At 67.0% G+C, this 23,325-nt stretch carries 22 protein-coding genes; 10 read left to right on the top strand and 12 right to left on the bottom strand.

All coding sequences use genetic code 11. From position 1 onward, the window contains the following. Nucleotides 1–76 precede the first annotated feature (76 nt). Nucleotides 77–505 (bottom strand): CBS domain-containing protein, encoded by a 429-nt coding sequence (locus tag ACZYSP_RS24370; protein ID WP_093059159.1) that lies wholly within the window; start codon nt 503–505, stop codon nt 77–79. Nucleotides 506–652: 147 nt separating this feature from the next. Beyond that, nucleotides 653–1,264 (bottom strand): cell envelope protein SmpA, encoded by a 612-nt coding sequence (locus ACZYSP_RS24365; protein WP_489017080.1) that lies wholly within the window; start codon nt 1,262–1,264, stop codon nt 653–655. Nucleotides 1,265–1,478: 214 nt separating this feature from the next. Between ACZYSP_RS24365 and ylqF the strand changes: the two genes are divergently transcribed. Beyond that, nucleotides 1,479–2,441 (top strand): ribosome biogenesis GTPase YlqF, encoded by a 963-nt coding sequence (ylqF, locus tag ACZYSP_RS24360; protein WP_093059163.1) that lies wholly within the window; start codon nt 1,479–1,481, stop codon nt 2,439–2,441. A gap of 24 nt (nt 2,442–2,465) precedes the next feature. On the opposite strand, the gene ACZYSP_RS24355 is transcribed toward ylqF, so the two are convergent. Then, nucleotides 2,466–3,284 (bottom strand): hypothetical protein, encoded by an 819-nt coding sequence (locus ACZYSP_RS24355; protein WP_426392189.1) that lies wholly within the window; start codon nt 3,282–3,284, stop codon nt 2,466–2,468. 114 nt (nt 3,285–3,398) lie between these two features. Here ACZYSP_RS24355 and ACZYSP_RS24350 point away from each other — a divergent pair, with 114 nt between their 5' ends. Together ACZYSP_RS24350 and ACZYSP_RS24345 are read left to right on the top strand one after the other, a co-directional pair. Further along, complete coding sequence (locus ACZYSP_RS24350; protein WP_489017077.1) at nt 3,399–4,493, top strand: suppressor of fused domain protein; 1,095 nt, start codon at nt 3,399–3,401, stop codon at nt 4,491–4,493. 147 nt (nt 4,494–4,640) lie between these two features. Further along, the gene (locus tag ACZYSP_RS24345; protein ID WP_489017075.1) at nt 4,641–5,075 is read left to right on the top strand and encodes a PaaI family thioesterase; all 435 of its coding nucleotides are present in this window, start codon (nt 4,641–4,643) and stop codon (nt 5,073–5,075) included. Here the strand turns inward: ACZYSP_RS24345 and ACZYSP_RS24340 are convergent. Further along, complete coding sequence (locus tag ACZYSP_RS24340; RefSeq protein WP_489017073.1) at nt 5,005–6,225, bottom strand: acyltransferase family protein; 1,221 nt, start codon at nt 6,223–6,225, stop codon at nt 5,005–5,007. The two genes, ACZYSP_RS24345 and ACZYSP_RS24340, sit on opposite strands and share 71 nt — an antisense overlap. Before the next feature lie 163 nt (nt 6,226–6,388). Between ACZYSP_RS24340 and ACZYSP_RS24335 the strand changes: the two genes are divergently transcribed. The 3 genes from ACZYSP_RS24335 to ACZYSP_RS24325 all read left to right on the top strand — a co-directional run bounded on the left by ACZYSP_RS24335 (nt 6,389) and on the right by ACZYSP_RS24325 (nt 9,682). Beyond that, nucleotides 6,389–7,282, top strand: a complete 894-nt coding sequence (locus tag ACZYSP_RS24335; protein ID WP_489017071.1) for a LytTR family DNA-binding domain-containing protein — start codon at nt 6,389–6,391, stop codon at nt 7,280–7,282. 151 nt (nt 7,283–7,433) lie between these two features. Continuing rightward, nucleotides 7,434–8,636, top strand: a complete 1,203-nt coding sequence (locus ACZYSP_RS24330; protein WP_093059179.1) for an ammonium transporter — start codon at nt 7,434–7,436, stop codon at nt 8,634–8,636. Nucleotides 8,637–8,746: 110 nt separating this feature from the next. Next, nucleotides 8,747–9,682, top strand: a complete 936-nt coding sequence (locus ACZYSP_RS24325) for a M14 family metallopeptidase (RefSeq protein ID WP_489017069.1) — start codon at nt 8,747–8,749, stop codon at nt 9,680–9,682. A 24-nt stretch (nt 9,683–9,706) separates the two neighbouring features. Here the strand turns inward: ACZYSP_RS24325 and ACZYSP_RS24320 are convergent, their stop codons facing one another. Both ACZYSP_RS24320 and ACZYSP_RS24315 read right to left on the bottom strand, forming a co-directional pair. Continuing rightward, entirely contained in the window at nt 9,707–10,606 is a 900-nt protein-coding gene (locus ACZYSP_RS24320; RefSeq protein ID WP_093059183.1) for a M23 family metallopeptidase, read from the bottom strand. 62 nt (nt 10,607–10,668) lie between these two features. Further along, nucleotides 10,669–11,220: a pseudouridine synthase gene (locus ACZYSP_RS24315; protein WP_093059185.1), complete on the bottom strand. Its 552-nt coding sequence runs from the start codon at nt 11,218–11,220 to the stop codon at nt 10,669–10,671. A gap of 85 nt (nt 11,221–11,305) precedes the next feature. On the opposite strand from ACZYSP_RS24315, the gene ACZYSP_RS24310 reads away from it, so the two are divergent. Beyond that, nucleotides 11,306–11,608: a hypothetical protein gene (locus tag ACZYSP_RS24310; protein ID WP_489017066.1), complete on the top strand. Its 303-nt coding sequence runs from the start codon at nt 11,306–11,308 to the stop codon at nt 11,606–11,608. Between the two features lie 19 nt (nt 11,609–11,627). Here ACZYSP_RS24310 and ACZYSP_RS24305 read toward each other — a convergent pair whose 3' ends face one another. Beyond that, on the bottom strand, nt 11,628–13,442 hold the full coding sequence (locus ACZYSP_RS24305; RefSeq protein WP_097199542.1) for a glutamine--tRNA ligase/YqeY domain fusion protein: 1,815 nt from the start codon (nt 13,440–13,442) through the stop codon (nt 11,628–11,630). Between the two features lie 148 nt (nt 13,443–13,590). Here ACZYSP_RS24305 and ACZYSP_RS24300 point away from each other — a divergent pair, with 148 nt between their 5' ends. Beyond that, complete coding sequence (locus ACZYSP_RS24300) at nt 13,591–13,932, top strand: hypothetical protein (protein WP_489017063.1); 342 nt, start codon at nt 13,591–13,593, stop codon at nt 13,930–13,932. Nucleotides 13,933–14,014: 82 nt separating this feature from the next. Here the strand turns inward: ACZYSP_RS24300 and ACZYSP_RS24295 are convergent, their stop codons facing one another. From ACZYSP_RS24295 to ACZYSP_RS24275, 5 genes are read right to left on the bottom strand one after another with little or no spacing between them, the layout of a single operon-like run. Next, complete coding sequence (locus ACZYSP_RS24295) at nt 14,015–14,842, bottom strand: LytR/AlgR family response regulator transcription factor (protein ID WP_489017062.1); 828 nt, start codon at nt 14,840–14,842, stop codon at nt 14,015–14,017. Nucleotides 14,843–14,866: 24 nt separating this feature from the next. Further along, complete coding sequence (locus ACZYSP_RS24290; RefSeq protein WP_489017060.1) at nt 14,867–15,880, bottom strand: sensor histidine kinase; 1,014 nt, start codon at nt 15,878–15,880, stop codon at nt 14,867–14,869. A 53-nt stretch (nt 15,881–15,933) separates the two neighbouring features. Further along, nucleotides 15,934–16,230 (bottom strand): 2TM domain-containing protein, encoded by a 297-nt coding sequence (locus ACZYSP_RS24285; protein ID WP_093059195.1) that lies wholly within the window; start codon nt 16,228–16,230, stop codon nt 15,934–15,936. After that, entirely contained in the window at nt 16,227–17,189 is a 963-nt protein-coding gene (locus tag ACZYSP_RS24280; protein ID WP_093177771.1) for a sterol desaturase family protein, read from the bottom strand. Before ACZYSP_RS24280 ends, ACZYSP_RS24285 begins: the two co-directional genes overlap by 4 nt. A gap of 39 nt (nt 17,190–17,228) precedes the next feature. Beyond that, nucleotides 17,229–17,750, bottom strand: a complete 522-nt coding sequence (locus ACZYSP_RS24275) for a DUF6622 family protein (protein ID WP_097199537.1) — start codon at nt 17,748–17,750, stop codon at nt 17,229–17,231. Nucleotides 17,751–18,018: 268 nt separating this feature from the next. On the opposite strand from ACZYSP_RS24275, the gene ACZYSP_RS24270 reads away from it, so the two are divergent. Further along, nucleotides 18,019–19,605, top strand: a complete 1,587-nt coding sequence (locus ACZYSP_RS24270) for an efflux RND transporter periplasmic adaptor subunit (RefSeq protein WP_489017057.1) — start codon at nt 18,019–18,021, stop codon at nt 19,603–19,605. A gap of 37 nt (nt 19,606–19,642) precedes the next feature. After that, nucleotides 19,643–22,762 (top strand): efflux RND transporter permease subunit, encoded by a 3,120-nt coding sequence (locus ACZYSP_RS24265; RefSeq protein ID WP_093078705.1) that lies wholly within the window; start codon nt 19,643–19,645, stop codon nt 22,760–22,762. Nucleotides 22,763–23,325 lie beyond the last annotated feature (563 nt).

The raw sequence follows: 23,325 nt of genomic DNA, 5'->3' as shown, positions 1-23,325 counted from the left end.
CGCCGAAGCGCCGCGGTGCACGTAGGTCTGTTCCCTACCCATGTGCCGGGCAGGGTCCGCAATGCGGCGAGCCGGGTCAGCTCTGGATGTACGTGGTCAGCTGCTCGATGGTGGCCTCGTGGTCCGAGATGATGTCGTCCATCAGGTCTTGGATGGAGATCATGCCGACCACCTTGTCGCCGTCGACCACCGGCAGGTGGCGAAACTTGCGCTGGCTCATCAGCGTCATGCAGGCGCGCGTGCGGGTCTGCGGGGTGACGGTCATCACGTCGGGCGTCATGATCTCGCGCACCTTCACTTCCTTCGAGTTCTTGCCCTGCAGCGCAACCTTGCGGGTGTAGTCGCGTTCGGAGAGAAAGCCCACCAGCTTCTCGCCTTCCATCACCATCAGCGCGCCCACCTCGAAGCGGGCCAAGGTGGCCAGCGCGTCGAACACGCTGGTGTCGGGGGAGGTGCGCCATGCTGCGGAATCATGGCGCTTGAGCAGTTCGGAGACGGGTTTCATCGCGGGTAACTCCATCAAAGGGTTTTCGATTCGACCGACGCTCGGGCGCCGCACTCGGTCAAATCATAGGGGCGATAACTGCCCCTGCGATGCAAAACCCTCTAAGGGATTGCGCGTGTGTGCAAGGCACGCGCAATGCGAGAGAACTTAAGGTTGTTGCGCAGGCGCTGCCGCCAGCACGCGGCTCAACGCCACAGGGTCGCCCACCACCGCCTTCACGAGGCCCTTCTCGTCGAACTGCACCTGGAACTCAGACCAGCTGTCGCGCCAGTAGCGCCACACGGGTGCATCGAGGCTCGGGTTCTCGCTGGCCACCGGGTAGGCGATGGCCATCAGCACCTGCTCGCGCGTCATGCCGGGCATCACCTTGCCGGCGAGGATGGCGTCGCGGACTGCGGGCGGGAAGGCCGCCATCTTCTGCTTCGGGTCTTCGGTCACCACGTAGCGCTGCGCGAACGCGGGCAGCGGGATGTTGCGGCTGTAGTCGTTCTTGATGCGCTGCGGCTTGCCGGCGAGGTCCAGGCTGAACCAGCGGAAGTCGTAGGCCGTGATGCGCGCCGGCGTGCCCACCGCGACGATGCGCGTGCCCTGCTCGTCGTAGTTGATGTCGCTGATCGAGTCGCCGTAGGTGCGCATGTTGCAGCACAGGAAGCCGCTGACCAGAGGGCCGGGCGGCGGGGAGGGCCGCTGGGCATGGACGACGGACACGGGCACGACGGTGGCTGCCAGCAGGGCGGCAGCGGCAAGGCGCTTGAACATGGATTTCCCTCGGAGTTGTTGGTATTGCTGCGGGGGGCAGCGCGCGGATTCTAGGGTCGAACAGGCCGAAGGCGAAGGCACAATGCCCGGTTGCAGCTATCGAAAGCGTAGCAACAAGCTCCCGTTCAGGTTCCCGGTTCACAATGCGCACCCGGCCCCCTCGGCGGCCCCCCATTCCCAGACAGCCAGACAGCGCGAAAGAAAGAGCCCATCGATGGCGATCCAGTGGTTCCCCGGTCACATGTATTCGACCCAGAAGGCCATCACCGAACGGGTGAAGGACATCGACGTGGTCATCGAGCTGCTCGACGCGCGCCTGCCCGGCTCCAGCGCCAACCCGATGCTGGCCGAACTCACGGCCGGCCGGCCCACGCTCAAGGTGCTCAACAAGCAGGACCTGGCCGACCCCGCGCGCACCGTGCTCTGGCTGGCGCACTACAACGCGCTGCCCGCCACGCGCGCCATCGGCCTGGACGCGAGCCAGACCACGCCCGCGCAACAGCTCGTGAAGGCCTGCCACGAGCTGTCGCCCAACCGCGGCGGCATGGCCAAGCCGATGCGCGTGCTGATCTGCGGCATTCCCAACGTGGGCAAGTCCACCCTCATCAACACGCTCACCGGCGGGCGCAAGGCCAAGACCGGCGACGAGGCCGGCATCACCAAGCTCGAACAGCGCATCACGCTGGCCGACGACTTCTATCTTTGGGACACGCCCGGCATGCTGTGGCCGCGCATCATCGTGCCCAAGAGCGGCTACAACCTCGCGGCCAGCGGTGCGGTGGGGCGCAACGCCTTCGACGAGGAAGAGGTGGCGCTGGAACTGCTCAACTATCTCAAGATGCACTACGCCGCCGGCGTGGCCGCGCGCTTCAAGCTCGTGGAGCTCGACGCCGAGACCATGGCCAGCATGAAGGACGAGTCGCTGCTCGACACCATCGGCCGCAAGCGCGGCGCGCTGCTGGGCAAGGGCAAGGTCAACCTGCAGAAGGCGGCGGAGATCGTGATGCACGAGTTCCGCGCAGGCAACCTCGGGCGCGTCACGCTCGAAACGCCCGACGAGTTCGCGCTGTGGCTGGCCGATGGCCAGCGTGCCGACGCCGAGCGTGCTGCAAAGAAGGCGGCGCGCAAGCAAAAGGGCAAGCCGAAGCCCGAGACTGCGCCCGAACAGGACGCCTGAGGCCGCTACGGCAACGGCAGCAGCTCAGTCCAGCGCAAACAGCGCCCTGGCGGCCTCGTCGAGCGCGGCGACGCGGTGCGAATCGGAGCGCGGGCCGGCGGCCGCCAGCGCGCGCTGATACATCGCAAGGCGCGTGGCTGACACCGGCCGGCATAGCGGCCGCCCCGCCGTTTGCGCCACGCCGCGCCCGGGCACCACGTAGCGACCGGGGTTGAGCCGCGCGAAGCGGATGTACGCCTGCAGCGTGGGGAGCATGTCGGCATGCAGCGCGTCCATGCGCTTTTCCGCCTCCTTGCCGATCTGCGCGTAGCCCTTTGCGTCCTTCGTCACCGGCAGGCCGAGGATGTCGGCCATGTCGATCTCGAAATGCGTGAAGTCGCCGTAGGGGCGCTTGCAGTCGATGAGGAAGCTGAGCCAGTTCGCGCGCCGCAGCAGGCGGATGTGCTCGTCGGTCACGTCGAAGGCCGTGCGCTGCGCGAAGGGCGGCTCGAAGGTGTAGTGCCCGGCGACGAAGCTCGCATGCAGGAAGAAGGCGCTGGTCACGTTCACGAACCGGTCGAAGGCCGGCGAGCTGCCGCCGTCGAGCAGGTCTTCGTACTGTTCGAGCGACATGTCGGGCGGCACCATGCCCGGCGCGCCCGATTCGCAGTCGATCCACTCGGCCCGGCTGCGGCGGAACCAGTCGATGTCTGCCTGCGTGATTTCGATGCTGCCGGGCGAAGGCTGGGTCGGTGCGGAGGCGGCGGGCACGTTTTTCTGCTCGCAGCCCGTTGCGGCGAGCAGGGCGGACGCGGCGCAGGCGGCCGACAGGGCCAATGCATCCCGCCGATGGATCCATCTCACGTTGCTGTCTCCCGAAAAAAGCAATTCGACGCCCGAGGATGCCACGCCGGCCTGACACGGGCCTGAGGATGGCCCGGTGTAGGCTTGCCGGTCATCGACATCGCAAGGAGCGACATGACGCAAGCAGCGCAGGGCCAGGACGACAACGCTGGCGACGACGAAAACCTCTCGCCGGGCTGGGACGCCATCACCGCCGCACTGGAGCGCCTCTATCCAGGCCAGGAGCCGAAGCACTACGCCACCGTCCTCAAGTGGATGTTCGGCGGGCCCGATCCGCTCGACGGCGTGAGCGTGTGGAAGCGCATGGAGCCGGTGCCGCACTGGCACTACCTCAGCTATGGGCTCAGCGAGCTGTACGCCAAGGAATCGGGCGATGCCGACACCAGCGGCTACGGTTTCGAGCTGACTTTTCGCCTGGCCTGCGAGCCCGACGAGGCCGAGCCGCCCGCATGGGCCATCAACTTCCTGCAGAACCTCGCGCGCTACGTGTTCAAGAGCGGCAACGTGTTCGACGACGGCCACTGGATGACCGCCAACGGCCCCATCGCGCTGGAGCGCGAGACGCTGATCTGCTCGATGGGCTTCGTGTTCGACCCTGAGCTGCCGGCCATCGACACGCCGAACGGGCGCATGCGCTTTCTCCAGGTCGTCGGGCTGACGGAAGACGAGGAACGGGCATGCAAGCGCTGGGACACGCGCAAGCTGCTTGATGCGCTGCTGCCCGCGATGCCGCTGTGGGTGACCGACCTCGCGCGGCCTTCGCTGCTCGACGACCCCGAGGTGCGCCGGCGCGTGGAGGAGGGCGCGGCGCGCGACGGTTCGTCCAGCGGTTTTCTCTTCACCGACGTGCTCGGCTGGGAGACGAGCAAGCGGCTGCTGCGCGCGCCGGTCACCGAGATCACGGTCGGCGCACGCCAGGTCGACGAACTGGTCGCGCTGCTGCCGTTGCGGCTGCCCTTCGGCCGCGGGTTTCATTTTGCGAGCCGTGAGCGCGCGCTGGTCTTCGAGCACGGTGATGCCGACCGCGTGGCCGAGGAAGACGGCAAGCTGACATTGCACCTGAGCGACGCCACCGTGCGCGAACTGGCCCGCACGCTGAAGCCGGTCGCAGGCACGTACGAGATGCCCGGTTTCGGCGCCGTGCGCTGGAAGGTCCAGAAGACGACGATCAGGGATCCGCAGGGAAATGTGGTGCGCACCGTCGGCTGATTGCCGGTCGGCGCGATGGTGCAGCTGTCGCCGCTGTCGCCAATGCAACTGCACACGACCCCTTTCGTCACGCGTGTGACGGCGTTTGCCATGAGCGGTTCGTAGAGTGGATCGAACCACTTCTCACCCACTCGCAAAGGACACGCCATGCTCGAGATCGTCAAGGCCACCAACGCGGCCGCTTCCTTCAATCGCTGGGCCGGCATCGAGGCCACCCAGGCCGGCAACGGCGAGGCGGAACTGCGCATGAACTGGCGCGCGGAAGACATGGAGCAGTTCGCCGGCTTCCTTCATGCGGGGATGATCTCCGCGTTGCTCGACACCGTGAGCGGCTACGCGGCCGGCACGCTGGCGGGCCGCGTGATGACTTCGCACTTCTCGGTCAACTTCATGTCGCCCGCGGTGGGCAGTGCCTTCGTGGCGCGCGGGCGCGTGGCGAAGGCCGGGCGCAAGCAGGTGTTTGTCGCGTCTGAGCTCTATGCGCAGCCCGTAGGCAAGGGCGACGATGCGCTCAAGCTCGTGGCGACGGGGAATGCAATCCTCGTTCCCGTGGACGAGCTTCAGCTGAAGCCGCGCGCCTGAGCTTCAGCCCGAACAGCGGCCGCAGCACGTTGAAGCGGCGGATCAGCCCATCCGTCAGCGCCCAGCAGCCGAAAAGCGTCAACGCCACCAGCAGCGCGGGCTCGATCACCGGGCCGAGCGCGAGCGGAGCCAGCGCGGTCACGCCGACGATGATCAGCGTCTGGTGCAGCACGTACCACGGGTACACCGATTCGTTGGCCCAGCGCAGCCAGGGCCACGGGCGGTTCAGGTGGCGGTGGCCATGGCCGAGGATGGTGGCGACGGCCAGCCACAGGTAGAGCATGCGCAGGGTGTCCATCAGCGGGCCGGCGGCCGGGCCCTTCGCGCCGGTGCGCAGCGCGATGAAGATGGCGATCACCGCGACTGCCAGCGCGAGAGACACGCGGCGCAGCCGCTCCAGCTCTTTCCACACGCCGGTGTCCACGCCCATCCAGTAGCCGTAGAGAAACATCGTGAAGTAAAGGCTGTGCAGGTGGAAGTCGCGCACCAGGTTGTGCGTGGCCGGAAAGCGCGAGGCCAGCAGCATCGTGAAGACGAGCAGCGGCACCACAGGCAGCAACAGCAGCTTCCAGCCACGCAGGCCGTTGAAGCCGCGGCGCAGCCACTGGCCGGCGGCGGAGTTCCACAGCGGCAGCGTCAGCGCGACCAGCGCCGTGTAGGTAAAGAGGTAGGGCAGGTACCAGAGATGGTTCCAGGTGATGCCGAACTCCGCGCCATCGAAAGCCCGCTTCGGCCACGGCTCGGCCATCGACAGGTAGCGCAGCAGGAAGGCGCCGAAGCCCGGCGCCACCAGCCCGTTGGCCACGCCTTGCGCATAGGCCTGGTAGGGCACGATCACCGCCATGCCGAAGGCCAGCGGCAGCATCAGCCGCAGGCCCCGGCTGCGCAGCAGGCCCCAGGTGCCCTGGCCCCGGCTGAGGAAGCCGAGCGATACGCCGGAGACCAGGAAGACGAGATCCATGCGCCAGAGGTTCAGGATGCGCATCGGCCACTGCAGCCATTCGGCCGCATGCGGGCTCTTGAGGTGCCACGGCCAGTCGGCCACGTAGTACATGCCTACGTGATAGAGGATGACGAACAGGAAGGCCAGCGCGCGCAGGGCGTCGATGTCGTGGCGGCGATGGTCGGGCGGGAGAGTTGGTGTGGTCATCGGGGGCTCCTTGAAGCTGGAAGCGGCGATGCTCGGCCTCGTGTTCCCCGCGTGGCACGCCCGGGGGACGGATCGCCCGCGCTTTGTGACGAGCGGTGGCCCTGAGGGACGAAACTGGACGAAATTCGCCGCCCCAAGGCCCGTTTTCGGGAGAATCCCGGCCATGGGAGACCCCCGCAAGAACCTGTACGAGCGCTACGAGCCAGTCCGCCGCTACGTGGAGGTGGCGTTCTGGATCGTTCTGATGACGCTTCAGGCCGTGTTCAGCACGATGGTGGCGATCGTCGACGTGCGCACGCGCGCCGTGCCGCGGGCCAACTGGGAGGTTGCGACCTGGGAGGGTTCGAGCCACCTGGTGCTGTTGTTGCTGGTTCCGGCGCTGGTTGCCGTCGAGCGCCGGTTGTCGCCGCTGGTGCGCACCCACGTGCTGCGCTTCGTGGCCTGGCATGCGGTGGCGAGCGTGGTCTTCAGCGTGATCCACGTGGTGGGCATGTTCGGGCTGCGGGCGCTGGTCTATGCCATGGCCGGCGAGCGCTACGACTTCGGCGGCTGGGCCAGCCAGTGGGGCTACGAGTACCTGAAGGACGTGCGGGTGTACGCGAGCATCGTCTTCGGCATCTGGGCGTACCGGCTGTTCATGTTGCGGCTGCAGGGCGAGGCGCGGGTGCTCGATGCGCCCGAAGCACCGGCGGAGCCGGAGCCCGTCGAACCCGAAACCCCGCAGCCTGCGCGCCCCGAGCGCTTTCTGGTGCGCAAGCTGCGCCGCGAATTCCTCATCGCGGCTACCGACATCGACTGGCTCCAGGCCGAGGGCAACTACGTCGGCCTGCACGTCAACGGCCACGACTACCTGCTGCGCGCCACGCTGACCGACTTCCTGACCCAGCTCGACCCCGCCCGCTTCGTGCGCGTGCACCGCAGCCACGCCGTGAACCTGGGGCGTATCAAGGAAATCGAGCCGCTGGACGGTGGCGACGCCCGGCTGCACATGCACGACGGCACCACCGTGCCCTGCAGCCGCCGCTATCGGGACGCGCTGCGCGCCGGGGCGGGCTGATCCGGTGCATCGTGGGCTGAGTAAAGCCCACTATTGGTTCGCAACGCACCATCGAAGAGCTTTAGGCACCATTTTTGCTTCATTGGCCCGCCGCTTCGGGTGATTCGGGTGCGGCGCACCAATTCAAGCCAAAAATCAGCAAGAAGCTCCAATGGACGCACTCAAACAGGGCGCAGACGCGCTGTTCATCCTTCTCGGCGCCATCATGGTCCTGGCCATGCACGCCGGTTTTGCTTTTCTCGAACTGGGGACAGTGCGCAAGAAGAACCAGGTCAATGCGCTGGTGAAGATCCTGGTCGACTTCTCGGTCTCGACCATCGTGTATTTCCTGGTGGGCTATGGCGTGGCCTACGGCACGCATTTCTTCGTGAGCGCCACCGAACTGTCGGCAAGAAGCGGCTACGAGCTGGTGAAGTTCTTCTTCCTGCTCACCTTCGCGGCGGCCATCCCGGCCATCATTTCGGGCGGCATTGCCGAGCGCGCCAAGTTCTGGCCGCAGCTGATCGCCACAGCGGTGATCGTCGGCTTCGTCTACCCGCTGTACGAGGGCATCGCCTGGAACAAGCACTTCGGCATCCAGGGCTGGATTGCCTCGCTCACCGGCCATGAGTTCCATGACTTCGCGGGTTCGGTGGTGGTGCACGCGGTGGGCGGCTGGCTCGCGTTGCCGGCGGTGCTGCTGCTGGGCGCGCGGCGCAACCGCTACCGGGGCGACGGCTCGCTGAGCGCGCATCCGCCGTCGAACATTCCGTTCCTGGCGCTGGGCGCGTGGGTGCTGTGCGTAGGCTGGTTCGGCTTTAACGTGATGAGCGCGCAGAGCATCGACAAGATTTCGGGCCTGGTGGCCGTCAACTCGCTGATGGCGATGGTCGGCGGCACGCTGGTCGCGCTGGCCATGGGCAAGAACGACCCGGGCTTCGTCTACAACGGCCCGCTCGCGGGGCTCGTGGCCGTGTGCGCCGGCTCCGACCTGATGCACCCGCTGGGCGCGCTGGTGGTGGGCGGCGTGGCGGGCGCCATCTTCGTCAAGATGTTCACGCTCACGCAGAACAAATGGAAGATCGACGATGTGCTCGGCGTGTGGCCGCTGCACGGCCTGTGCGGCACCTGGGGCGGTATAGCGGCGGGCATCTTCGGCACGCAGGCGCTGGGCGGCATCGGCGGTGTGAACGTGTGGGCGCAGCTCATCGGCACCGTCATCGGCGTGGCATGGGCGGGGCTGGCGGGCGCGGCGGTGTACGGCGCGCTGAAGGCCTCGCTGGGGCTGCGGCTGTCGCAGGAGGAGGAGTACGACGGCGCCGATCTGTCGATTCACCACATCTCGGCCACGCCGGAGCGCGAGGTCAACTGGTAGTCACCAGTGCGGCAGGGCGGGTCTGTGTTTGCTTCGCGCAGGGCCGCTCAGCACGAACGCGCGCCCTGTAGCAAACTTGCCGGACCGCTTCGTTCCATTTTCTGACGCCCATGACCCAATCTCCCCCCGCCCTCGAAGTCCTCCCCCGCGACCTCTCCGCCTACCGCAAGGGCAACACCGGCGTCGACTACGTGCACCGCTTCGAGTCCGGCAAGCCCGGCCCGCACGTGCTGATCAACGCGCTCACGCACGGCAACGAGATCTGCGGCATGACGGCCGCCACCCACCTGCTCGACAACGACGTGCGCCCGAAGATCGGCACGCTCACAGTGAGTTTTGCCAACGTGGCAGCGTACGAGTCCTTCAACGAAGCTCTGCCCTTCGACAGCCGCCAGCTCGTGCACAACCTCAACCGCATCTGGTCGCCCGAGTGGCTCGATGGCACCGAAGACAGCCCCGAGCTGAGCCGTGCGCGCATCCTGCGTCCGGTGGTGGACGCGGCCGATCACATCCTCGACATCCATTCGACCAGCCAGCCCGTCGTGCCGTTCTGGGTGTACCCGGCGTTCGAGCGCAATGCCAAGGTCGCACTGGCCATCGGCCGCCCGTTGGTGCACCTCGTGATGCCCGACGGCCTGGGCTCGGGCACGCCGCTGATCCAGTACGGCAGCCACGGCGGCCCGGACGGCAAGGGCGTGGCGATGGTGGTCGAGTGCGGCCAGCACTTCCTGCGCTCCGCGTCGGAACTGGCCACAGCCGTCACCTACGACTTCCTTGCGTACTTCGGCCTTGTCGACAAGGACCCGGCCACGCCGCCGCCCGAACCGCAGCGGCGCTTTCAGCTGCTGCAGACGTATGTCATCAAGTCGGCGGACTTTGCGTTCGTGCGGCCGCTGATCGGCTTCGAGACCTTTGCGAAGGGCGAGTTGATCGCGACAAACGGCGACGAGGAAATCCGCGCGCTGTGCGACGACTGCACGATCTTCATGCCGGCGCAGCGCGCGATCGTGGGGCGCGAGGCTGTGTATCTGACCAAGCCGATTTGAGGCTGAGCCGGTCTCCTGTCTGCCTCAGGCCGCGATGAACAACGCCGGGTCCACCATCGCCCGGTTCAGCATCACAGACCAATGCAGGTGCGGCCCCGTCACCCGGCCGGTCGCGCCCACGGCGGCCAGCGGCTCGCCGGTCTTCAGCACGTCGCCGACCTTCACATCGACCCGGCTCAGATGGCAGTACATCGTCAGCAGGCCGCCACCATGGTCGAGCCACACGGTGCCGCCGTTGAAGAAATAGTCCCCCGTGTCGATCACCTTGCCGGGTAGCGGCGCCAGCACCGGCGTGCCTGTGCCCGCCGCGATGTCCATCCCGCTGTGCGGATTGCGCGACTGGCCGTTGAACACCCGGCGCAGGCCGAACGAACTTGAGCGGCGGCCCGGCACGGGCACGCGCATCTGCAGTGACGCATCCGCCCGCATGTCCGTGAGCGTGGCCATCACGGTGGCCTGGTGGTCGCGTTCGCGCTCGTAGCGGGCCTGGTCCTCGGGTGACAGGTCGACCGTGCGGGGCGCCACCGTCAGGCGTTGTTCGCGGTATTGCTTCGGAGCCACCGTGTAGGCGATCTGGCGCTCGGGCTTGCCTTCGGCGCGCATCGCGATGCTGGCCTCGCCGGGTTCGGCTGCGAGCGGAATGCCGACCAGTGCGGTCCATTCGATGGCGTCGCCCAGCACCAGCAGAGGCACGTCGCCCGCGAAGGCCTGAGGCCGCTTCGCCGATGGGCCGAGCGACAAGCGGGCCACGCCGCCCGGCACCTGGGACGCGTGTGGCCACACGCCGGGCTGCGCCGGTTGTTTCTTCGTCTTGGCCGGAGTTGCGGCGTTGGCGTGCGTTGCGGGCAATGCAAGCAAGCCGATGACGCCGAGCAGGGTGCTGCGGCGGTTCAGGACGACGGGAGCGAGATCGGGGATGTGCATGGAAGAGGCTTGAAGAATGAATGAAGGTTGTACGGCTGTTCGTGCGTCGCCGCGCCGGTTGTCTATTCGCGCCAGGTGCCCGGCGCCAGTCCGTCGAGCGTATGAGGCCCGATGGCGGCGCGGATCAGGCGCAGCGTTGGCAGCCCCACGGCCGCCGTCATGCGCCGCACCTGGCGGTTGCGGCCTTCGCTGATCGCCAGCTCCAGCCACGCGGTGGGAATGCTCTTGCGCTCGCGAATGGGTGGCTGTCGCTCCCACACTTCGGGTGGTGGGTCGAGCAGGCGTGCCCTCGCGGGGCGTGTGAGGCCGTCGTTGAGCTGCACGCCGCTGCGCAAGGAGGTGAGTGCCGCTTCGGTCGGCACGCCCTCCACCTGCACCCAGTAGATCTTCTCCATCTTGAAGCGCGGATCGGCGATGCGTGCCTGGAGCTTGCCGTCGTCGGTGAGCAGCAGCAGGCCCTCGCTGTCGGCATCGAGCCGGCCGGCGACGTAGACGTCAGGGATGTCGATGAAGTCTTTCAGGCCACGCCAGCGGCCCTCGGGCGTGAACTGGCTGAGTACGCCGTAAGGCTTGTTGAAGCGGATCAGGCGGGAAGAAGGGCTCGGAAAATTCATTGGCCGACAGGATAGCCCGGGTCTGTCCTGCAACATTCGATGGCCCTGGCGGCTCCAATCGGTTCATCACACAGGAGAACCTGGAATGACGATGCGAAGCTTCATCCATCTTGCCTGCGCCGCGATTGCAGGCCTTCTGCTGGCGGCGTGCAACAGCCCAGGCATCCGCGTGGGCGGCGCGCCCGAGGCGAGCGTCAAGAACTGTGTGGCTGCGGCTGCGCGCGAACTCAGGGTGCCGCCGGGCAGCATCGTCGCGGACAAGGGGACGACGCCGCGCGACGGCGTCTACACGATCAACCTGAAGGTCGGGCCGCAGGGCCGCTCCGCCGTGTGCACCACCGATGAGAACAGCGCGGTGATCGGCGTGGTCTACAAGCGGCCCGAATAAATAGCCAGGAACGACCGGGTTACTTGCCCCAGCTGTCCCGCATGCCGGCCGCGCGGTTGAACACCAGCTTGCCGTCCGTGCCGCCCTTCGAATCGCGCACGAAGTACCCGTGCCGCTCGAACTGGATCCCGACGCCCGGTTCGGCCTTGGCCAGCGAAGGCTCGACGAATGCCGAGCAGACTTCAAGGCTCTGCTTGTTCAGCTCGTCCAGCAGCTCGCCGCTGCCCGGGTTCGCTGCCGCGAACAGCCGCTCGTACAGCCGCACTTCGGCCTGCACTGCATCCGCAGCCGCCACCCAGGTGATGTTGCCCTTCACCTTGATCGCGTCCGCGCCCGGCGTGCCGCTCTTGGTGTCGGGCACCAGCGTGGCCTGCACTTCGACGAGCTTGCCGCTCGCATCCTTGGTGCCGCCGGTGCATTCGATGACGTGGCCGTACTTCAGCCGCACCTTGTTGCCGGGGAACAGGCGGAAGAAGCCCTTGGGCTGCACTTCTTCGTAGTCGGTGCGTTCGATCCACACCTCTCGGCCGAGCTTGAAGTCGCGCTTGCCCATTTCGGGATGGTGCGGGTGCACGGGCGCCGAGCAGTCGTCGAGCACGTCGTCGCCGCCCATCAGCTCGCCCCAGTTGGTGATGACGAGCTTGACCGGGTCGAGCACGGCCATGGCGCGCGGGGCGACGGGGTCGAGGGTGTCGCGCAGCGCGGCTTCGAGGCTGGCGTAGTCGATCCAGCCGCCCGACTTGGTGGTGCCGCTGCGCTCGCAGAACAGGCGCAGCGCCTCGGGCGTGTAGCCGCGGCGGCGCAGGCCGGCAATGGTGGGCATGCGCGGGTCGTCCCAGCCGTCGACGTATTTTTCTTCGACCAGCTGGCGCAGCTTGCGCTTGCTGGTGAGCACGTGGGTCACGTTGAGGCGCGCGAATTCGTACTGGCGCGGATGCGGGCTGGCGACGAGGCCGCCTTCGGCGAGGCGGTCGAGCAGCCAGTCGTAGAAGGGGCGCTGGTCTTCGAATTCCAGGGTGCAGATGGAGTGGGTGATCTGCTCCAGCGCATCTTCGATGGGGTGCGCGTAGGTGTACATCGGGTAGATGCACCACTTGTCGCCGGTGTTGTGGTGGGTGGCCCGGCGCACGCGGTACAGCGCGGGGTCGCGCATGTTGATGTTGGTGCTGGCCATGTCGATCCTGGCGCGCAGGATGGCGGCGCCGTCGGCCACCTGGCCGTCGCGCATGGCGCGGAAGCGCGCCAGGTTTTCTTCGGGCGTGCGGGTGCGGAAGGGGCTGTCGGTGCCGGGCGTGTTGAAGTCGCCGCGGTTCGCGCGCACTTCGTCGGCGGTTTGCTCGTCGACGTAGGCGAGGCCGGCGCCGATGAGGTATTCGGCGGCCTCGTACATGAAGTCGAAGTAGTCGCTTGCGAAGTATTCGTGCGGCTGCAGCGTGCCGGGGGCGCTGGGACGGTCGGCCAGGTAGGTTTCGTAGCCGAGCCACTTCACCGCGTCGCGGATGGAGTCGACGTATTCCTGGTCTTCCTTCTCGGGGTTGGTGTCGTCGAAGCGCAGGTGGCTCACGCCGCCGTATTCCTTGGCCAGCTCGAAATTGAGCCAGATGCTCTTGGCGTGGCCGATGTGCAGGTAGCCGTTGGGCTCGGGCGGAAAGCGCATGCGCACCTTGGCCGGATCGACCATGCCCTGGGCATGATGGGCGGCGTTGCCGGGCGAACCGCCCCATTTGCGGCCAGAATAGGCACCCTGTGCGAGGTCGTTCTCGATCACGTGGCGCAGGAAATTGCTCGGAGCAGCGGTCGTTTTGGCGCCGTTTTTGTCGGTCGGGGAGGTCATCGTTGCATTTTAGGGGTCACCCCCTATGAGTTACCTTTGGCAACGTTCTTCACATTGCCCGGTGCACCCCCTTTGCAATTGCCGCGTTCAATACACACATGGGCGGTTCACACCCGAACGCAGCCCACCGTAACAAGGAGTCCGAATCATGAGCCTCACACGTTCAACCTTCTTCAAATGGGCCGCCACAGGCGTCGTGGCAGCCGGTGCATTGTTTGCCGCCACTTCGGCCAGCGCCCGCAGCGACGTCAGCTGGTCCATCGGTGTCGGCGTTCCCGGCGTGGCTGTGGGCGTGGGCGGTCCGGCCTACTACCCGGCCCCGGTCTACGCGCCGCCGGCCCCTGTCTATTACGCCCCGCCAGCACCCGCCTACTACGCGCCGCCGCCGGTGTACTACCGTCCAGCCCCGGTCTACTACGCTCCGCCGGCGTATTACGGCCCGCGCTACTACGGTCGTGGCTACTACCGCGGCCATGGCCACTGGCGCTAAAACGCCACGGCATTCGTGACTGAATGAAAAAAGCCGGCCCCCGAAGGGGCCGGCTTTTTCTTTGGGTGCGCCTTGGCCGATTTCACATGGCGCGAAAGAGATGGGCGTACAGGCGGCTGACCGGAATCTTCTCCGCCCGCCCGCGCAGCATCAGATGAAGCTTGCCGGCCTCGTCGCGATGCACCGATTCGATGGCTGCGCTGCGCACCACCACCGCCCGGTGCACCTGCAAGAAGGTGTCGGCATCGAGCTGGGGCAGCAACTGCTTGAGCGGCGTGCGGATCAGGTATTCGTGCGTGGCGGTCAGCACGCGCAGGTATTTGTCAGCGGCCTCGAAGTACAGCACCTCGTCGATGGGCACCATGCGCACGGTGCTACCGCCGGCGTCGCTGGCGGCGATCATGCGCAGCGGGGCGGGGGCGGCCGCAGTTCCGGCACCGGCGGCCGTCAGCACCTGGCGCCATTGGGCGAGCGTCTGTTCTAGCGCCGCGTCAGCCAGGGCGGGCGTGGGCTCCGGTTGTCGCGCGGACAGCGCCTGCTGCAGCCGGCTCACGGTCTTGCGCAGGCGCTCGGGCTGCAGGGGCTTGAGCACGTAGTCGATGGCCTGCGCATCGAAGGCGCGGGTGGCGTATTCGTCATAAGCCGTCACGAACACCAGCTGCGGCATTGGCGCCTCGTCGGTGGGCCAGCAATCGGCCAGTTCGGCGGCGGCGCCGAGGCCGTCGAGACCGGGCATGCGGATGTCGAAGAACAGCACCTGCGGCAGCAGGCGCAGCGCCTCGCGCACGGCGCTGCGACCGTCGCCGGCGGTGGCGACGATCTGCAGTTCGGGCCAGACAGCGGCCAGTTCGGCCTTGAGGGCCTGCGCGAGCAGGGGCTCGTCTTCGGCGATGAGGGCGGTGGGGTTCATCTTGTCGCGGTTGTTGTGTCGTGTTCAGGCAGGCGTAGGGAAGCTCAGCGTGGCGCTGGTGCCGCCGCTGGGCGAGGGCGCCAGCTTCATGTGCCCCCGGTCGCCGTACATGGTGGCCAGCCGGTCGCGCACCTGCTCCAGCCCGAAACTGCTGCCTTCCGAAGGAGGCGCTGCATCAAGGCCCACGCCGGTGTCGCTCACCTCGATCACCAGCTGGCCCGCTTCCCTGCGGGCGCGTACGACGATCTCGCCGCCTTCCACCTTCGGCTCCAGCCCGTGGCGGATGCTGTTTTCCACCAGCGGCTGCAACAGCAGCGGCGGTACGGGCGCATCGCGCAGGTCTTCTGGCAGGTCGAGCGTGTAGTGCAGGCGTTCGCCCATGCGCACCGACATCAGTTCCAGGTAGTCGCCCAGCCGCTCGAACTCGGCCGACAGCGGATGCGACAACGCGCGCGAGCCGCTCAGCGTCATGCGCAGGTAGCTGTTGAGCCGGTCGAGCATGGCCACGGCGCGCGGCGGGTCGACGGTGATCAGCACGCGCAGGTTGGCCAGCGTGTTGAAGAGCATGTGCGGTTCCAGCTGCGTTTCGAGCAGCTTGAGCCGGGCCTCGGTGGCGTTGCGCTGCGCCAGGTCGATCTGGCTCTGCATGTGCTTGCTCTTGCCGAGGCTGTAGAAGAAGAAGCACATGCCGACCGTCGCGATGATGGTGATCGTGACGCCGGTGGCCAGCTTGTGGCCCTTGAATTCGAGAAAGTCGAATGCGGGTGCGCCGAACAAGGCGTCGCCGATGAGGTTGCCGACAAAGAAGCCGACGGCCGCGCCCGCTGCGATCAGGAGAAAGCCCCCCGGCCATCCGGGCCAGAGGTTTTCGCGGTGCCCGCTGATCAGGAGCCGGCCGCCGTCGATGAACAGCCAGCTCACGGTGCCGATCGACAGCGAATAGACCAGGTGGCCGGCCCAGTTGCCGCCGCCGGTGATGGTCATCACGGTGGCAATGAGGCAGCAGAAGACAGCGGTGATCAGGCCATGCCGCAGCATGGACTTCAGGTTTTCAGCCCTGAACCTTTGGTTGGTGGCAGCCTGGTCCAGGCTCACCCGCGGTCCCCGGCGTCCAGCGCGCGGCGTTCGCGCTCCACCAGCCTGTCGTAGAAGCCGCCGCCGGGCGCCACGAACCAGACGACGGCGCCGTGGATCAGCAGGCCCAGCCCCCAGCCCATGAGCGGGTACATCGCCCAGGTGCGGCCGTTTGCGGCCGAGATCGTGACGAGGCCCAGGTTGACCACCACGTAGACGAAGGCGTGGATGTACCAGCCCATCTTGGCGCCGGCGCGGCGGCGTGCGAGGCGCTCGACGTCGGAGCGGGAAGAGTTCGATGCAAGAGAAGTCATGACAGCTCCTTGTATTGGACAGGAATGAAATCGGAAGAGGCGGGCTGCGGCGACTGTGGCGGCGGTGCCGCCTGCAAGGCCGCGCGCTGCCGCAGCTCCTCGGTGGTGTCGCCGGGCCCGTCGGGCTTCCAGCCCGGCGGCTTCACGAGGTAGCCGACGAAGGCGCGCACCGAGCGGGCCGAGGCCAGGTCGCGCAACAGCGCGCGCCACTGGCTGAACTCGATCTCGAAGAGGTTGTGCGAAGTAATCGGGTTCACCAGCCCGTAGCGGCAGGGAAGGTCGGCGCGCTCCGGAATGTAGGTGCCGAACAGGCGGTCGAACACGATGAGCACGCCGCCGTAGTTGCCGTCCAGGTATTCCAGGTTCGAGGCGTGGTGCACGCGGTGGGCCGAGGGCGTGTTCAGCACCCATTCGAGCGGCCCGAGGCGCGGGATCCAGGTTGCGTGAATCCAGAACTGGTACAGCAGGTTCAGCGTGAGCATCAGCAGGATTACCCGCGGCGGCATGCCCAGCAGCGGCGCCAGCATGAAGAAGGCCAGCGTGCCGGTGAGGCGGCCGGTCCAGCCGAAGCGGTAGGCGGCCGACAGGTTCAGCTGGTTCGGCGAATGGTGGATGGAGTGGGTGCACCAGAACCAGCGCACCCGGTGCGCCGCGCGGTGGTACCAGTAATAGCAGAACTCCTGGCCGATGAAGCAGGCGGCCCAGCCGCTCCAGTGGTCCATCGGCAGGGTGAAGAGGCGGTGGTCATAGAACCAGTTCATCGCGCCGGTCCAGAAGGCCAGCGGCAGCAGCCAGCGCAACGGGTACTCGCGCACAAGAAAGTCGACCACCGAGACGCCGGCCGCCTTCCAGTCGTAGCTGCGCCAGCCGTTGCGCCAGGACAGCACGAGCGCCTCGGCAATGGAGGCGACGAGCACCACCGTGACGGAGATCTTGAGGATCAGCAAGAGCGCGTTCATGGTGGCGGGTCCTGGGTGAAAGTCGTGGCCGAGGGAATCTTAGGCCGCGCGGGCCGTGGCCGACATAGCGTCAGTGCGGATGGCCAGCTTCCACAGGCGCACCGCACGGGCCGCGAAGACACCGCTGAAGGCGCCGTACAGCACCGGGATCACGAGGCCGAAGGCGGCTTGCTGGCGCACCTCGGGGTGCATGGCCAGGGCCACGCCCACCACGTACTTGGTCAGGAAGATGCCCATCATGAGCATCAGCGGCACGGGGCTGCCGGCCACGTGGAAGCGGCGCTCTGTTGCGTCGTAGCGGGTGGTGTCGGGCAGCGGGCGTTGCAGCACCAGCGCCAGCATCACTACCGCGGCAGCGGCCCAGCCGAGCAGGGCGCCGAAGGAATCGCCGAAGACGGAGACCACGCCGTAGATCGACAGCGCGCCCATGGCCACCGGCATCAGCGTGACGCGGCTCAGGCTCACTTCGTTGGTGAGCAGCTGCTTGGCACCGAGCCACAGCAGCAGGAAGAACACGGCAAACACCCACTTGGGCGTGTGAAGGATGATTTGCATCAGCATGGTGGCGCTCCGTTGGAAGTGGAAGAAATCTTGAAGAAGAAGGGCGGAAGGGAATCGATGGAGTGGACTGTGCCGGCCCCCGCCCGCCCCAGCCACCGGCTTGCGACGGAATGCATGCATGCGGCGCGAATTGCAGCCGGGCGGCGTGAATTGCGGATGCCGTGCGGACAGCTTTACCGTCGCTTTACGGCGCAGCAAAGAGCGGGACTACCATTCCGCGCTGTACTACCCCGGTCCGCACCCCCTGCATCTTTCGCACGCACCGCCCATGGAACAAGAAAAACCACCCGAGCCTCTGCCTTCCACCGTCTCGCCAACACATCCGACGGTGCGCAGACGCCGGTGGGTGGGCGGGCTGCTGACCCTGCTGCTGCTCGTGGCGCTGGGCGCGGGCGCCTGGTATCTGATCCAGCGGTCGAAGACGCCCGCGGCCGGCCCCGGTGGCGCTCCTGGCGCTGGCCGGCAGGGTGGTGGGCCGGGCGGCCCGGGTGGGCGCGGCGGCGGCGGGGCCTCCAGCACGGTCGGCGTTGCCACGGCCAGGCAGGCCGACATCCCGGTGCAGCTCGAGGCGCTGGGCACCGTCACGCCGCTGGCCAACGTGATCGTGCAGCCGCAGGTGTCGGGCGTGCTCACGGCCGTGCTCTTCCAGGAAGGGCAGATGGTCAAGAAGGGCGACGTGCTCGCCACCATCGACCCGCAGCCGTTCCAGAACGCGCTGGGGCAGGCCAGCGGGGCGCGGCAGCGCGACGAGGCGCAGCTGGCGGCGGCGCGCGTCACGCTGCAGCGCTACCAGACCCTGCTGGGGCAGGACTCCATCGCCCGGCAGGACGTCGACACGCAGGCTGCGCTGGTCAAGCAGCTCGAAGGCACAGTGGCCATCGACCGCGCCAACGAGAACACGGCCAAGCTCAACCTGGCCTGGAGCCGCATCACCGCGCCGGTGAGCGGGCGCATCGGCCTGCGGCCGGTGGACGGGGGCAACTACATCTCCACCGGCACCACCAACGGCATTGCGACCATCACGCAGATCGCGCCCATCGACGTCGAATTCGCCATTCCGCAAGACCGCGTGCCCGAAGTGCAGGAGCGCCTCGCCCAGGGCGCCAAGCTCGACGCCACCGCCTTCGACCGCACGCGCACGCGCCAACTTGCGAACGGCGCCTTCTCCACGCTCGACAACCTGGTCGACACCGCCACCGGCACCGTCAAGGCCAAGGCCCGCTTCGCCAATGCCGACAGCGCGCTGTTCCCGAACCAGTTCGTCAACCTGCGGCTGCTGCTGCGCACCGTGGCCAGCGCGGTGGTGGTGCCGGTCACGGCGCTGCGCCACGGCCCCAATGGCGACTACGTGTATGTGCTGAACGAAGACAACACGGTGTCGCAGCGCCCGGTGACACGCGGCGAATCGAGTGTGGACAACGTGGCGATCATGTCGGGCCTGAAGGCCGGCGAGCAGGTCGTGACCGAAGGCGGCGACCGGCTGAAGGACGGCGCGCGCGTACAGACCCAGGTCGAACGCCCGGCCGGTGCGGCGTCGGCGCCCGCGAGCGGTTCGCGCCGTGGACAACACCGTCAAGGCGGCGCGGCGGCACCGAAGGGCGGCGCATCAGGTGCGTCAGGTGCATCGGGCCCGGCTGCTGCCGCTCCCGCAGCGGAACCCGCAACACCCGCCAAGCTCCCGACCGCCGAGCAGCGCCAGCGCATGCTCGACGCCGCCAAGGACGACCCGCAGCAACTGGAGCGCCGCAAGCGCTTTCTTGAAGCACTGGACCGTGGCGACCCGGCGGCACTGGAGCGCTGGCAGCGCATGTCCGAAGGCGGTGGCGAAGGTGGCCAGGGCGGGCGTCGCCCATGAGCGGTCGCAGCTGCAGCCGTAGCGCGGAGGCCGTCCGGTGAACCCGTCACGTCCGTTCATCCTGCGGCCGGTGGCGACTTCGCTGCTGATGGTCGCCATCGTGCTGGCCGGCCTGGTGGCGTTCCGCTTCCTGCCGCTGTCGGCATTGCCGCAGGTCGACTACCCGACCATCCAGGTGCAGACGCTCTACCCCGGGGGCAGCCCCGAGGTCATGAGCAACACCGTCACCGCGCCGCTGGAACGCCAGTTCGGCCAGATGTCGGGGCTCGACCGCATGAGCTCGACCAGCGCCGCGGGCGTGTCGATCATCACGCTGCAGTTCTCGCTGGGCCAGACGCTCGACGTGGCCGAGCAGGAAGTGCAGGCCGCCATCAACGCCGGCGGCTCGCTGCTGCCGGCCGACCTGCCGGCGCCGCCCGTGTACGCCAAGGTCAACCCGGCCGACGCGCCGGTGCTCACGCTTTCGATCACGTCCGACACTCTGCCGCTCACCGAGGTGCAGAACCTCGTCAACACCCGGCTCGCGCAGAAGATCAGCCAGGTCTCGGGCGTGGGGCTGGTCTCGCTCAGCGGCGGGCAGCGCCCGGCGGTGCGCATCCAGGCCAACACGCAGGCGCTGGCAGCCAACGGCATCGGGCTCGACACGCTGCGCACGGCCATCTCGGCAGCCAACTCCAACGGCGCCAAGGGCAGCTTCGACGGTCCCAAGCGCGCCTACACCATCAACTCGAACGACCAGCTGCTCACGGTCGACGACTACAAGAACCTCATCGTCACGTACAAGAACGGCGCGCCGATCCGCATGGTCGACGTGGCGCAGGTGGTCAACAGCGCCGAGAACAACCAGCTGAGCGCCTGGGCCGGCAACAAGGCCGACGGCACCAACAAGCTGTCGCCCGCGATCATCATGAACGTGCAGCGCCAGCCGGGCGCCAACGTGATCGCCACCGTCGATGCCATCAAGAAGCAGCTGCCCGAGCTGCAGACCGGCTTGCCCGCAGGGCTGAAGATCGAGGTGCTCAGCGATCGCACGGCCGGCATCCGCGCGTCGGTCCAGCACGTCGAGATGGAACTGGTGCTGGCCGTGGTGCTGGTGGTGCTGGTGATCTTCGCCTTCCTGGGGAGCCTGCGCGCCACCGTCATCGCAAGCATTGCGGTGCCCATCTCGCTCATCGGCACCTTCGGGCTGATGTACCTGCTGGGCTACAGCCTGAACAACCTGAGCCTGATGGCGCTGACCATTGCCACCGGCTTCGTGGTGGACGACGCGATCGTGATGATCGAAAACATCGCGCGCTACATCGAAGAGGGCGAAAAACCGCTGCAGGCCGCGTTCAAGGGCGCGACGCAGATCGGCTTCACCATCATCTCGCTGACCGTGTCGCTCATCGCGGTGCTGATTCCGCTGCTCTTCATGGGTGACGTGGTGGGCCGCCTGTTCCGTGAGTTCGCGGTGACGCTGGCCATCACCATCCTGATCTCGGCCGTGGTGTCGCTCACGCTGGTGCCGATGATGTCGGCGCGCTGGCTCAAGCACGAAGAAAAGAAAGACCCGGCCGGCCATGGCTTCGGCGCGCGCGCGCAGCGTTTCTTCAGCGGCGTGATGGAGCGTTACGACCGCTCGCTGCACTGGGTGATCGAGCACCAGCCGCTCACGCTGCTGGTCGCGCTGCTGACCATGGTGCTGACGGTGGTGCTGTATCTCACGATCCCGAAGGGCCTGTTCCCCACGCAGGACACCGGCCAGCTGCAGGCCCGCGTGCAGGCCGCGCAGGACGTGTCCTTCGACCGCATGTCGCAGCTGCAACTGCAGGCGGCGCAGGCCATTCTCGATGACCCCGAGGTCGAGAACCTCAGCTCCTTCGTCGGCGTGGACGCGGCCAACAACACCATGCTGCACACCGGCAGCATGCTCATCAACCTGACGAAGAGCCGCGGCAACCAGCAGGACGTGATGGACAGGCTGCGCGAGCGCGTGCGGCAGGTGGCCGGCGTCACGCTGTACCTGCAGCCCACGCAAGACCTGACCATCGACGCCGAGACCGGCCCGACCGAGTACCGCGTGTCGCTGGAGGGCGTGGACAGCGCCGCGATCACCGAGTGGATGAAGAAGCTCGTGGCGAAGCTGCAGACATCGGACAAGGTGCGCAACGTGAGCAGCGATGCCGGCGCGCAAGGTCTGGCTGCATTCGTCAACGTGAACCGCGACACCGCGGCGCGGCTGTCGATCACGGCGAGCACGGTGGACGACGCGCTCTACAGCGCCTTCGGCCAGCGCATCGTGTCGACGATCTTCACCGAGACAAACCAGTACCGGGTGATTCTCGAAGCGCGTCCCGGCATGGTGAATACGCCGCAGACGCTGGGGCAGCTGAGCCTGATCGCCGGCTCCGGCACCGCGACGCCGCTGTCCGCGATTGCGGACATCACCGAGCAGCAGGCGCCGCTGCAGATCACGCATGTGGCGCAGTACCCGGCGAGCACGCTGAACTTCGATACGGCGCCCGGGGTTTCGCTTGGGTCTTCGGTCGATGCGATCAGGGCGGCTGCGAAGGAGATCGGGCTGCCCAGCAGCGTGACGATGACCTTCCTGGGGGCTTCAGGGGCGTACGAGAAGTCGCTGTCTAACCAGTTGTGGCTGATTCTGGCGGCGGTGGTTTGCGTGTACATCGTGCTGGGGGTGCTGTACGAGAGCTACGTGCATCCGCTGACTATCTTGTCTACGCTGCCTTCGGCCGGGGTCGGGGCCTTGCTTGCCTTGATGATCACCGGCAATGACCTTGGGGTGATCGGGATCATCGGGATCATTCTGCTGATCGGCATCGTGAAGAAGAACGCGATCATGATGATCGACTTTGCTATCGATGCTGAGCGGACTCAGGGGAAGTCTCCTCGGGAGGCTATTCATCAGGCTGCTTTGTTGCGGTTTCGGCCTATCTTGATGACTACGCTGGCTGCCTTGTTTGCGGCCGTTCCCCTGATGCTGAGCTTCGGCGAAGGTGCTGAATTGCGGCGTCCGTTGGGGTTGGCGATTTTTGGGGGGTTGATCGTCAGCCAACTGCTTACCCTGTTCACTACGCCTGTTATCTACCTTGCGTTTGATCGGTTGGGTGGGGGGAGCTCCCGGCGGGCTGCGGTTGAGGAGGAAGCGGTTTGAGCCGGTTTGCTTCCTGCTGTCTTGATTGCGTTCCGGGGCCGGGACTCGCCCCGGCGGGCGACCTACTTTTCTTTGCTTCGCCAAAGAAAAGTAGGCAAAAGAAAGGCGACCCCACTGTCTGCGACCCCTTCGCTTTGCGAAGGGGCAACCTACGGTGCTCGCGTTTCGCGGGGTCTCGCCCAAACTCGCTTCGCTCAGACAAGGGCGAGCCCTTATCCGCGAAACGCTGCGCTCCTCGGCGCAGCCAGAGGGGAGGGGAAAGCGCACGGGCCTTTGCTTCGCTCGGCCTGGTATTGGCTGTTGGAAGCTCAGAGGCCGAGCGCAGCGATGGCCTGTTCGAAATCCCTTCTGGCTGCGCCGAGGAGCGCAGACGCAGGAGGGATCAGGGCCGCAGCTGTCTGAGCGGAACGAAGTGCAGCGAGTTCTGCGGACCCCCTCCGGAGTCGAGCACCGCAGGTTGCCCGAAGCGAAGCGTAGGGACGCAGACAGCAGGGTCGCCTTTTCTTTGCTTACTTTCTTTTGGCGAAGCAAAAGAAAGTAGCTCGCCCGCCGGGGCGAGACCC

The organism is Variovorax sp. F042 (assembly GCF_057814215.1).
The sequence above is the reverse complement of the archived record's forward strand: the minus strand, read 5'-3'. Positions and strand labels throughout refer to the sequence as shown.